The sequence below is a fragment of the Trichormus sp. NMC-1 genome, from assembly GCF_001858025.1.
Classification (GTDB): Bacteria; Cyanobacteriota; Cyanobacteriia; order Cyanobacteriales; family Nostocaceae; genus Anabaena.
In genome coordinates, this window is record NZ_LZQD01000002.1 from 19,213 (window position 1) to 31,230 (window position 12,018).

At 43.8% G+C, this 12,018-nt stretch carries 10 protein-coding genes and 2 pseudogenes; 7 read left to right on the forward strand and 5 right to left on the reverse strand.

The window, feature by feature from the left end:
* Positions 1 to 149: 149 nt before the first annotated feature.
* Positions 150 to 1,733, forward strand: a complete 1,584-nt coding sequence (locus A9Y75_RS07035; RefSeq protein WP_071188868.1) for a serine/threonine-protein kinase — start codon at positions 150 to 152, stop codon at positions 1,731 to 1,733.
* A gap of 3 nt (positions 1,734 to 1,736) precedes the next feature.
* Here the strand turns inward: A9Y75_RS07035 and A9Y75_RS07040 are convergent, their stop codons facing one another.
* Complete coding sequence (locus A9Y75_RS07040; protein ID WP_071188869.1) at positions 1,737 to 2,351, reverse strand: TetR/AcrR family transcriptional regulator; 615 nt, start codon at positions 2,349 to 2,351, stop codon at positions 1,737 to 1,739.
* 637 nt (positions 2,352 to 2,988) lie between these two features.
* Positions 2,989 to 3,504, reverse strand: a complete 516-nt coding sequence (locus tag A9Y75_RS28320; RefSeq protein WP_177176128.1) for a hypothetical protein — start codon at positions 3,502 to 3,504, stop codon at positions 2,989 to 2,991.
* A gap of 12 nt (positions 3,505 to 3,516) precedes the next feature.
* On the opposite strand from A9Y75_RS28320, the gene A9Y75_RS07050 reads away from it, so the two are divergent.
* From A9Y75_RS07050 to A9Y75_RS07065, 4 genes are all read left to right on the forward strand, one after another.
* Entirely contained in the window at positions 3,517 to 4,710 is a 1,194-nt protein-coding gene (locus A9Y75_RS07050) for an ABC exporter membrane fusion protein (protein ID WP_071188871.1), read from the forward strand.
* Between the two features lie 10 nt (positions 4,711 to 4,720).
* Positions 4,721 to 5,896 (forward strand): ABC transporter permease DevC, encoded by a 1,176-nt coding sequence (devC, locus tag A9Y75_RS07055; RefSeq protein WP_177176129.1) that lies wholly within the window; start codon positions 4,721 to 4,723, stop codon positions 5,894 to 5,896.
* A 267-nt stretch (positions 5,897 to 6,163) separates the two neighbouring features.
* Entirely contained in the window at positions 6,164 to 7,084 is a 921-nt protein-coding gene (locus tag A9Y75_RS07060; RefSeq protein WP_071188872.1) for a M23 family metallopeptidase, read from the forward strand.
* Between the two features lie 77 nt (positions 7,085 to 7,161).
* Positions 7,162 to 7,707, forward strand: coding sequence for a late competence development ComFB family protein (locus tag A9Y75_RS07065; RefSeq protein WP_071188873.1), 546 nt, complete (start codon positions 7,162 to 7,164; stop codon positions 7,705 to 7,707).
* 334 nt (positions 7,708 to 8,041) lie between these two features.
* On the opposite strand, the gene A9Y75_RS07070 is transcribed toward A9Y75_RS07065, so the two are convergent.
* A complete protein-coding gene (locus tag A9Y75_RS07070; RefSeq protein WP_071188874.1) occupies positions 8,042 to 8,866 on the reverse strand; it encodes a L,D-transpeptidase in 825 nt (274 codons plus the stop codon).
* A 582-nt stretch (positions 8,867 to 9,448) separates the two neighbouring features.
* Between A9Y75_RS07070 and A9Y75_RS07075 the strand changes: the two genes are divergently transcribed.
* On the forward strand, positions 9,449 to 10,105 hold the full coding sequence (locus A9Y75_RS07075; RefSeq protein WP_071188875.1) for a sigma-70 family RNA polymerase sigma factor: 657 nt from the start codon (positions 9,449 to 9,451) through the stop codon (positions 10,103 to 10,105).
* 156 nt (positions 10,106 to 10,261) lie between these two features.
* Positions 10,262 to 10,894, forward strand: coding sequence for a transcriptional regulator (locus A9Y75_RS07080; RefSeq protein ID WP_071188876.1), 633 nt, complete (start codon positions 10,262 to 10,264; stop codon positions 10,892 to 10,894).
* Positions 10,895 to 11,525: 631 nt separating this feature from the next.
* Here A9Y75_RS07080 and A9Y75_RS27365 read toward each other — a convergent pair.
* Positions 11,526 to 11,674 (reverse strand): annotated as a pseudogene (locus A9Y75_RS27365) (gamma-glutamylcyclotransferase); the annotation flags it as partial.
* Positions 11,675 to 11,862: 188 nt separating this feature from the next.
* Positions 11,863 to 11,988 (reverse strand): annotated as a pseudogene (locus A9Y75_RS26265) (gamma-glutamylcyclotransferase); the annotation flags it as partial.
* Between the last annotated feature and the right edge of the window lie 30 nt (positions 11,989 to 12,018).

The following is a 12,018-nucleotide window of genomic DNA, read 5'->3' on the forward strand; positions in this document are numbered from 1 at the left end:
ACTGTAGCTGGAATTAACTTCACAATAACTTTAGAAACTCTTTAAGAGATTTCCAGCAGAAATGACCTGGCAAAATTCAAATTTGCTCTCAATAATGTAATCAGAGTCTCACTTTCTCCGTTATTTTTCGTGCAGCGAGTTAACAGTGCATGAGCTACTGCTTCAATCCTACCTGTTCCCATCCAAAAAATTTGGCATCTAGCCAAAGATGTCAGTCTTGTGGTGAGCCGCTACTTTTGCGCGATCGCTATCGAGTCATCAAACCTTTAGGTCAGGGGGGCTTCGGAGCAACCTTTGTAGCACTCGATCAAGCCTTACCAGGAGAGCCAAGTTGTGTAATCAAGCAACTACGTCCCTCAGGAACAGCCCCCCATATATTAAATATGGCGCGGGAATTGTTTGAGAGAGAAGCCAAAACCTTGGGTAAAATCGGCAATCATCCGCAAATACCACGGCTACTGGATTATTTTGAAGAGCAAAAGCAATTTTACTTGGTTCAGGAGTATGTCAGTGGTGCAACTCTCCAACAAGAAGTCAAAAAAACAGGACTCTATAGCGAAGTTGGAGTGAAGCAGTTCTTAAGCGAAATGCTGCCATTACTGCAATACATCCATGAGCTAAAGGTAATTCACCGTGATATCAAACCAGCTAACTTAATTCGTCGCGCTCAAGACGCAAGACTAGTACTCATTGATTTTGGTGCTGTCAAAAACCAAGTCGGCCAAGTGGCTGCGAATCAATCGGGACAGACAGCTTTAACGGCTTATGCCATTGGTACTCCTGGTTTTGCCCCTCCCGAACAAATGGCTATGCGTCCAGTTTATGCCAGCGATATCTATGCTTTAGGCGTAACTTGCATTTATCTACTGACTGCTAAAACTCCTAAAGATTTGCCATACAATCCCACAACAGGTGAAATGATGTGGGAGCAGCTTGTGGATCTGAGTGAGCATTTAACAAGCGTATTAAGAAAAATGTTAGATGTTTCAGTCCGCAATCGCTACCAGTCAGCCCCAGATGTACTCAGAGCGCTAGATATAGAACCATATTTAGACAGTTTAGCAAAGGGATTGCTCGTCAAATCTGATGTTAGTGTTAAAGAACGAATCAACAAACGCCCAGATAATTCCGGTGTTTTATCCAATAATCCCGGTACCAATAACGTAGCAGCAGCAATTCGTGCTAGACGAGCTAAGTCAGCAGAAACATCAGGATTGCCGGCTGGAAGCATCCAGCATAGGCAGTTAATATCCAAATCTCCAGATGTAACGGCTAGTAATAGCAATAGTTCTCAAGAAACGCGCAAATTAGATTCCCAAAGTTTGCTCACAGCTTATCTGAAGGGAAGACGAGATTTCGCTTCATACAACATCAGTTTATTAAACTTACAAGGTACCGATTTATCAGGAACTAATTTTCATCACGCTCAACTACAAAAAACTAACCTCCAAGGCACTAATCTCAACAATAGTGATTTTGGTAGAGCTAGTCTCATGTACGCAAATCTAAAAGATGCTAATTTGACCAAAGCTTACCTCAGTCATGCAGATTTAGAAGGGGCAGACCTGAGAGGGGCTGATCTCAGCTATGCTTATTTGAGTCAGGCTAATCTCCGGGGTGCTAATTTGTGCGGTGCTAATCTGACTGGTGCTAAGGTGACTGATGAACAACTAGCACTAGCCAAAACTAATTGGCTGACAGTGCGCCCCAATGGAAAACGAGGTTTTTTATGATCGCTATTCGGCACAATTCACAATCAAATGTGTCAAAGCATCAATCAAGCGATCGCTCTCCATAGGCATAATCTCCTTACCATGTAAAATTTGCTGCGTCATGGCAAAATGCGCTAAAGAACCAATCAAAATCCTCGCTGTTGCCTCTGGATCAGGTATCTTTAGTTCTGGATGTGATCCTAAATATTTACTGATAGTCTCAACTGCTGGTTTAGCAATGCAGCGCACAAAAACTTGAGCTAGTTCTGGAAAACGCACTGACTCACCAATTAGTACTCGCTCAAAAGCTAAATATTCTGGATCTGTTGTCATCTGCTCTAAGGCAGTTTTAGCCAATCCCCGCAAAACTATGTAGGGTTCTCCCACGAGGAGATGTTGTCCAAAAATCGACTGAAACCGTTTTCTGGCTAGTTGCTCTATCAGAGCGCTAAAAAGTCCGACTTTATCTTGAAAGTGGCTGTAAACTGTCGCTTTAGAAACTCCCGCCGCTTCAGCTACCCGATCCATACTAGTCGCTGCATAGCCATGTTTCAAAAACTCCTGCATCGCTCCTTGGAGAATTTTTTCTACTTTATCTGAATTTGATCGCTGTATCTCCCCAATTTTCGGGCGTGCCATTTTGTTAATATCCTTTTTGTCAACGATTCTCTATAAAGAAGAGGACTACACAGTTGACTAAACTAGTCCGTTTAGTTTACATTTTAAGACTAAACGGTTTAGTTTAAACATGACTTCAAACTTTTAATCTTCCCATCAAGACTGGTTCTTAGAGTTTTAAGTTACGGTACAACGGACAGAAAACTTTGAAGAAGACACGGTGAAAGAGGGACACGGGGACACGGAGACACGGAGACACGGTGAAAGAGGGACACGGGGACACGGAGACACGGAGACACGGTGAAAGAGGGACACGGGGACACGGAGACACGGAGACACGGTGAAAGAGGGACACGGGGACACGGAGACACGGAGACACGGTGAAAGAGGGACACGGGGACACGGGGACGCGGGGATAAGTCAAGAGTAAAGAGACACGGAGATATGGGAAAAGAGTTGACTCTCAGAAGACAATCTTTCTTTCTCACCGCGTCCTCTTCTACCGCGTCACCGCGTCTCCCCCTCACCGCGTCCTCTTCGGTCAGAGTGTTAAAAATCTACAGTTGAATTTGCTCATATTGCTTTCCTCTACATTTACAGCCGTGGACAGGATGGTTAGGACATCAATTGATAATGAAACTCTCACTACAAAAGGGTTTTACTCCTGACTCCTGACTTCTGACTCCTGACTCCTGACTTCTGACTCCTGACTCCTGACTTCTGACTCCTGACTCCTGACTTCTGACTCCTGACTCCTGACTTCTGACTCCTGACTCCTGACTTCTGACTCCTGACTCCTGACTTCTGACTCCTGACTCCTGACTTCTGACTCCTGACTCCTGACTTCTGACTCCTGACTCCTGACTTCTGACTCCTGACTCCTGACTTCTGACTCCTGACTCCTGACTTCTGACTCCTGACTCCTGACTTCTGACTCCTGACTCCTGACTTCTGACTCCTGACTCCTGACTTCTGACTCCTGACTCCTGACTTCTGACTCCTGACTCCTGACTTCTGACTCCTGACTCCTGACTTCTGACTCCTGACTCCTGACTTCTGACTCCTGACTCCTGACTTCTGACTCCTGACTCCTGACTCCTGACTCCTGACTCCTGACTCCTGACTCCTGACTCCTGCTATACATTTTCAACAAACGAATTTTGAATCGCTTCAAAGGTCTGCTATTGTGCAAAACCCCAAGCTACAAGGTTCATTATCTTCTCAGTCTATTATTTGGTTACTGATTACTATATCTACAATTGCATCATTAACTGTGATCAGCGCCAGTATTTTTACTGTTCTACGACTGCGGGAGACAGCCCAAAAAGCAATAGCACCCGTGGTGATCATGCCGGAAATAAAAACAGTTACAGCCCTAGGAAGAATTGAACCGCAAGGAAAAGTAATTAAACTTTCTGCTGCTGTATCTGGTGAGGGAAGTCGGGTAGAAAAGTTACTGGTGCAAGAAGGAGATAGTGTAAAAGCAGGTCAAGTAATAGCCATTTTAGAAAATCGCGATCGCTTGCAAGCAGCATTACAAGAAGCCCAAGAAGAAGTCAAAGTAGCCAAAGCTAACTTGTCCCGCATTCAAGCTGGTGCAAAAAATGGGGAAATTGACACCCAAAAAGCCATAATTGCTCGCATAGTAGCAGAACGCCAAGGTGATCTTGATACCCAAACAGCCACCATTGACCGCTTAGAAGCAGAATTAATCAATGCTCAAGCAGAAGACAAACGTTATCAGCAACTCTATACAGAAGGGGCAATTTCTGCCTCCCAACGGGACAGTAAACGTTTAACCGTAAAAACTGGCCAAAAAACTTTGCAAGCAGCACTTGCTTCTTTAAATCGTATCCAGTTAACTGGACAGCAACGACTGAAAGAAGCCACCGCAACTCTAGATCAAATTTCCGAAGTACGCCCAGTGGATTTGGTAGCAGCTAAAGCCGAAATTAGTCGTGCTGAAGCTACAGTAAAAAAGGCAACAGCTAATCTCCAACAAGCTTACGTGCAATCACCCCAAAATGGCCGAGTATTTGAAATCCATACCCGTCCAGGAGAATTAATCTCAAATGATGGAATTGTCGATATTGGACAAACTAACCAAATGTACGCAGTTGCCGAAGTCTACGAAAGCGATATTAGCAAAGTGCATTCAGGGCAACAAGTGCGGGTATTTGGTGATGTCCTACCTGTGGAATTACAGGGAACAGTTGAGCGGATAGGCTTGCAAGTACAGCGGCAAAATGCGATTAATACTGATCCCTCTACCAATATTGATAACAGAATTGTCAAAGTTCATATCCGACTAGATCCAACTTCCAGTCAGAAAGCCGCCAACTTAACCAATATGCAAGTCAAAGTAGTCATCGAAATTTAAAAAGTAATTTATGATTGGCATACTCCAACAACTGCGACGACGGACACCTCTGGGGTGGTTCCAACTAAGTCATGAAAAAAGTCGCTTGCTGGTAGCATTATCAGGTATTGCTTTTGCTGATGTGCTAATGTTCATGCAGCTTGGCTTTCAAACTGCACTGTATGACAGCAATACTAGACTGCATCGTAGCTTACAAGCCGACATTATTTTAACTAGTCCCCAAACTCGTAACCTGCAAAGTATGTCTACCTTTTCTCGAAGACGACTATACCAAGCAATGGATATACCAGGGGTTGAATCAGCAGAAGCAATGTATTTCAATGTCATCACCTGGAAGAATCCCCAAACTCGTAGAGAGACAGCAGTGTTAGCAATCGGCTTTAATCCCAATAAGCCAGCTTTTGATTTACCGGAAGTCAATCAACAATTACAGTCTATTAAACTGCCAGATACAGTTCTATTTGACCGAGGTGCAAGAGGAGATTATCAACAAGCGATCGCACAAATTGATCAAGGTAAAATGGTTACTACCGAAATCGACGGTCGGACAATCACTGTTAGTGGTTTATTTAAAATTGGTGCTTCCTTTGGAACTGATGGTAGTTTGATTACTAGCGATCAGAATTTATTGAGGCTAGTTCCCAACCGCCCAGCAAGTAGTGTTAGTCTCGGTTTAGTGAAGATAAAACCAGGCTACGACTCGCAAAAAGTAGCCGCAAACTTGAGACTTTACCTGAAAGATGATATCAGAGTGCTGACTCATGCGGAATTTATTGAATTTGAGAATAACTTTTGGCGAACTAACTCCCCTATCGGCTTTATTTTCAGCTTAGGTGTTTCCATGGGGTTTGTGGTTGGGGTGATTATTGTCTATCAAGTCCTTTTTACCGATGTTAATGCCCATTTGCGAGAATATGCGACTTTAAAAGCTATTGGTTATCCTAATTACTATTTATTAACTGTGATATTTGAAGAAGCGCTGATTTTGGCTCTATTGGGGTTTATGCCAGGGTTAGCAGTGTCCTTGGGGCTTTATCAATTGACCCGCAAAGCTACAAATTTACCCATGTATATGACCATACTTCGCGCCTTACAGGTGTTAGTATTGACGATTATTATGTGTACAATTTCCGGAGCGATCGCTACTCGCAAACTTCAAGCTGCTGACCCTGCGGATATGTTTTAAGAAACAGTACTGAGTATAGGAATTGAAGAAGACACGGGGACACGGGGACACGGGGACACGGGGTCAAGGGTAAAGAGACACGGAGATATGGGAAAAGAGTTGATTCTCAGAAGACAATCTTTCTTTCTCACCGCGTCACCGCGTCTCCCACTCTCCGAGTCCTCTTCGGACAACATCAAGCTGATTTTTTTGAGCAAGCGGCGGAAACAGTAGCGGGAATAAGTTAGTCTGTTGAGGAACAGCAGCAACAGATTTTTTCATAACTCTATGACTATAAAAGCTCACCCTATCAATCCGCAGAATTGGTTGCAGAGTGTTAGCATCACCAACCGCGCAAACAAGATTTTAATGGGAATAGTTGCGGCTGTCCCTATTGCTTTAGCATTACCCGCAGAGGCCTTACAAGTACAGGTAACACCCACCAATCCTCAATTGGGAGACACACTGTCAGTAGTAATTAATGTAGATAGTCAAGAAAATACTAGCAATCCCACGGTGACAGTTGGCGAGAAAAGATATCCAGCATTTGAAATTGCTCCTAATAAATACCGTTCTTTGATTCCCACAACTCCACTAGAGAAACCTGGAGTCAGAACATTAAAAGTGTTCGGGGATGGTCAGGAGAGAAACCTAGCTGTGCAAGTGCGCGATCGCAAATTTCCTATCCAACGAATTAATTTACCCCCTGGAAAAGCGGGAGTAAAAGCCACAGAACTTGAACTAAAACGCGTAGCTGCCTTCAAAGCCCTACAAACACCGCAAAAATACTGGAATGGTATCTTCCGCAAACCAAATGCTGGCAGGATGACGACAACCTATGGTGTACGTCGCTACTATAATGGTAAATTTGCCAATAATTACTACCATCGTGGTCTTGACTACGCTGGAGCAGCGGGTTCAGCCGTAATTGCCCCCGCTAATGGGCAAGTTGCATTGGTAGGTAAAGTAACCGAAGGGTTCCGAGTTCACGGTAACATAGTTGGCCTTGACCACGGTCAAGGAGTAACTAGCCTTTATATGCATCTTAGTCGCATTAATGTTAAAGAAGGCGATTTTGTGAAAGCCGGTCAAGTAATTGGCACAGTAGGTTCAACAGGTGCTTCTACTGGGCCACACCTGCACTGGGGTCTATATGTCAATGGACAATCTATTGACCCAAAACCCTGGCTGATCAAGGTGATTGATTAATAAGGACAGAGTAAATCAGTGATAACTGGCTGTGGTTACTACTTTACCTACCTGGCTTAAATTAAATGGTGAGAGTTATGAGTATTGAAAAAATTGTCGAACAAGCTCTCCAGGATGGTTATCTAACACCAGCTATGGAAGCAGAAGTGGGGCGAATCTGTGATAATGCGTCAGATCTCTCCATTGAAGAGTACATGGCACTGGATCGACTCATGGGTTCATTGTTGACTGGTGAGGTAATAGCAGTACCTCGCAAACAATTTATTAACGTGATGGAAGAGTTGGTACTGACGGAGGTAATCGCTAAAGTAGCAGAAATTGAAGCGACCTGTGAAAGCTCTCTAGATGTTGGGGACATCACTGCTTATGCTCTCAATCGTCTTCCACCCTTGTATGCTACTACAGAAGAAGGCGCAAACTACCAACGCAACCGCGCCAAAACAGAACTTGAGGAATTGATTTCTCAGCAAGTCGGCGAGGCGATTGATCGCTACTTAGATCAGCCTAAGTTCTTCCCAGAACGCCAAGCTTTAGGTAAAAATACTGGCAATGAAGTCCTGCGTCAAGTCAGTAGCTTACTCCAAGTCTACGCACATAATTTTGAACAGAAATCACAATCTTAGTCATTAGTCAGTAGTCAGTAGTCAGCGTTAAAATTAACAACTGACCACTGACCGAAGAGGACGCTCCAGAGTGGGAGACGCGGTAGAAGAGGACGCGGTGAGGGGGAGACGCGGTCTTCTGAGAGTCAACTCTTTTCCCATATCTCCGTGTCTCTTTACTCTTGACTTATCCCCGCGTCTCCGTGTCCCCGTGTCCCCGTGTCTTCTTCAAAATCGACTCAATCTGCCTGATCCTCACCACAAATATTTACGCCGGCCTACTTATTGCGCCACGCTGCACAATGGGATTTTTGCAAAGATGCAGGAATCATAACTAATCAACCGGACATGACTTCTAATCACGTACTGATACCAGTGTACCTATACTTACCTGGCTGTATAACAACCGCACGTCAGCATTACGCATCCTTAAGCAACCATGAGACACGGCCGCTCCCAACAGGTCAGTATTAGGCGTGCCATGAAAGCCAATTTCATTTCGTCCATCTGACCAAAAGCCAATCCATCTGTCTCCCAAAGGACTATTAGTACCGGCATCAAAGACTTCTCCAGTAATCGGGTGCCGCCAAATCGGATGGTGTTCCATATGCATGACTTGAAAGTCACCTGTGGGCGTTTCCCAACCCGCCTTTCCTATGGCAACAGGATAACTAGCGATAACTTGATCATAGCGATAAACATAGACACGGCGATCGCTTAAATCAACTACCACTTGCGTCTTACTAGTCCCCAATCCCTGAACAGATTTTGCTTGAGCCACACCCGGAAATAAAAAGCTCTTGGGGCGATTTTCAGCCTTCCGATTCTGTCCTTCAGGTTCTGGAACCACCAGTTTTGTGTTTTTTGGCGTATCCGCAGCACTAGTTACATATTTTTTGCCTGTTGTCAACTTAGTATGAGGCTTTGCAGCAACCGAATTTGGTGCAGATTCAGGGACAGCTGCCCCTAAAGCAGTTTCCCCAATCCCAATCCCTTCTGAACGGCTTTGATTAGAGTAGGTTGGGGGAGAAGAATTTTGCTTCAATGTAGTGGATGCAGACTGATTCAACTGCCCTGTCGTTTTCATAATGTGCCAATGGACAGCCAGAGACAAAATTGCTGTGCCAAAACATAGGAACATCACCATCCGCGCTACAGATTCATTTCTTGCCATTGCCATCGCCTATTGTTTATCCCTGACATATCTGGCTGACTGTACCAATTTGAGATTTGAGAAAAGCCGATTTGAGATTTTTTTAGCTGTGGCAGCCCTCGCAGTCATAACTATCATAGTTACAACTACGTAATAAATCCAAAATCTTCATAGCCAGCAGATTCATTTGTAGTCACAAGCCAAAAATCCAAAATCCAAAATCCAAAATTCAATGACTAATTGACTGCTTACTGCCAGCAATTAGCAAGAAATTGCTCAAAAATTATTAGTTTTCTCATTCATCTGCCAATACTTTCATAATTTATAGATGCTAGTTTTTGTCAAGCCCTTGTGGTCAGTTGTTAATCTGATTACCATCTTCCCTATTATGGGTACGTCTCCATAGGGTTTCCGATTAGCCTTGTTGATCTCCTCCTTACTGCCCTAGTCATCCTCCTTGTCTCCCTAGATAATACTGTTCGCTCATCTCCTAAAGAGTGTCTTTTCTTATATTTCTGTGTTCCGGTCATAAATCCGTCACCTGACTCAGGAACTTCTGACAAATTATCAGGTCTAATAGAAAGGGATAATTTAAACCCAGTACGATCTATGAGTCAGTCGATTACTGTATCCTGGTCAACTGTTGATGCAACTTATTCGGAAGCATCGGTGCCAGTTGACAAACTCTCAAATCACGATCTAATTTTGCGCTGTCAAGTAGGATTGCGTCCAGACCGTACTGCTTTTGCAGAACTATTACGCCGCTATCAGACTCAGGTCGATAGGGTTTTATATCATCTTGCTCCTGATTGGTCAGACCGAGCCGACTTGGCTCAAGAAGTTTGGATTCGTATTTATCGGAATATTAACCGATTACAAGAACCTGCTAAATTTCGCGGTTGGTTAAGCCGGATTGCCACTAACTTGTTTTACGACGAGTTGCGTAAACGCAAGCGGGTTGTTAGTCCCCTATCACTGGATGCTCCCCGCTCGTTAGAAGACGGAGAGATGGATTGGGAAATTGCTGGCGATACTCCAGGGCCTGAGGAAGAACTCACCACTAGAGAATTTTACGAACAACTGCGAGAAGCGATCGCTGATTTGCCAGAGGTGTTCCGTACTACTATTGTCCTCAGAGAAATTGAAGGGTTGGCATACGAAGAAATTGCCGAAATCACTGGAGTTTCTTTAGGAACTGTAAAGTCGAGAATAGCTAGAGCTAGATCCAGATTGCAAGCCCAGTTGCAAGTTTATCTAGATACCTAAATTTACAATACCTTTTCTCAGTTCAATGGCAGAATTTAAGAAATATTAAGAATTTCCGAAAAAAACCAATTTTATCTGCCATTTAGAGGCAAAATGCTTAAATTCTCAAACTCATCCGCTGTGTTTACCCGGACATGAATTGGTAAAAACGTTAAAATGAATACTGATTCTCAGTTTTATGACCGTTCCCACTCCCAACTTCCTCAGGATGTACCAGATGGAATGGCTAATCATACCAATGAATCAACGGGTGCTATGGATATAGAGAAGCGCGACAGCCTACGGCACAGCGAATCTGATCGCTTCGAGTTATTGAGTGCTTATCTCGATGGCGAGGTGACAGCAGTCGAACGCAGGCAAATAGAAGAATGGTTGGCAAATGATGCCTCCGTTAAATGCTTGTATGGGCGACTATTAAAGCTGAGGCAAGGCTTAAAAACTATACCAGTACCATGCCAACAATCCCCAGAAGCAACATTCCAGCAAGTATGGACACGCTTGCACCGCCGTTCTCAGGCAGCTTGGATGATTGGTGGTGCAGCTGTGGCTGCTTGTTTCATCGGCACAATATCCGGTTTATTGCCAGATACCGGATTGAAAATGCAACTGGCACAACAACAAATAAAACCAACTGTGGCAACCACACAACCAGCAGTTCCTGCTTCACCGCTGATGGTAGCCTTAAACAACCCAGTCATTGAAATTCCCAAAACAGCCGTAGCCTTCCCGAAAGCGCCAGTTAATCCAGCCCTAACTCAACCGGAAGACACCCAACAGGATATTAACTAATTTAAACCTTGTCAGGTGAACTCTTCCAACAGCCATCAACTAGGCAGATACCGCCTAGCTGATAAATTTTTTCTGGAGTCATGAGATAAACCCAAGCCGAACCCAAAGACAAGTTGGTTGGCTCAAAAGTCTTTATATATTGCCGATCATCAAGGTTTTCTGAGATTTGTCGAGTCGGCTGGTAATCTTCTAAATCATCCAATTCTGTTAAAACCGTTGAGTTAGCAAAAGAGAGTAAATAACCGTGAACTTTACCTCCCCCTGTGTCATCGCTGGATATCCTCCAGGTAAAGCATATAAGTAGGTTAACAGAAAAATTTAAAGGTAGAACAGATTTTGCTTGAGCCACACCCGGAAATAAAAAGCTCTTGGGGCGATTTTCAGCCTTCCGATTCTGTCCTTCAGGTTCTGGAACCACCAGTTTTGTGTTTTTTGGCGTATCCGCAGCACTAGTTACATATTTTTTGCCTGTTGTCAACTTAGTATGAGGCTTTGCAGCAACCGAATTTGGTGCAGATTCAGGGACAGCTGCCCCTAAAGCAGTTTCCCCAATCCCAATCCCTTCTGAACGGCTTTGATTAGAGTAGGTTGGGGGAGAAGAATTTTGCTTCAGCTCTCTTCCTGTTTCATCAAGGTTTTCTGAGATTTGTCGAGTCGGCTGGTAATCTTCTAAATCATCCAATTCTGTTAAAACCGTTGAGTTAGCAAAAGAGAGTAAATAACCGTGAACTTTACCTCCCCCTGTGTCATCGCTGGATATCCTCCAGGTAAAGCATATAAGTAGGTTAACAGAAAAATTTAAAGGTATGTGAAGAAAAGTAAAATCGCCCAAAGCTCTCTTCCTGTTCCCTGTTAAGAGTTCCCTGTTCCCTTACCCCAACGACAATTTTTAACGCCCACCTACTTAGTTTACCAGTTGCGATAGCTTGAGCGCTAAAGCTTCAGGTCTGCAAAGCGTCTTGTCAGTTCGCTCTTTTCGCTTCTACCACTTTTCCCGCACAGTATTTTTGATAATTAGCTTCGCCTGGTTTGAGAGTACCGTAAACAAAAACCCGTAATTCTTCAGAAAATTTTATATTTGATTTATTGATCATAGTTTTGAACAAGGGGCTTTATAAAATAAA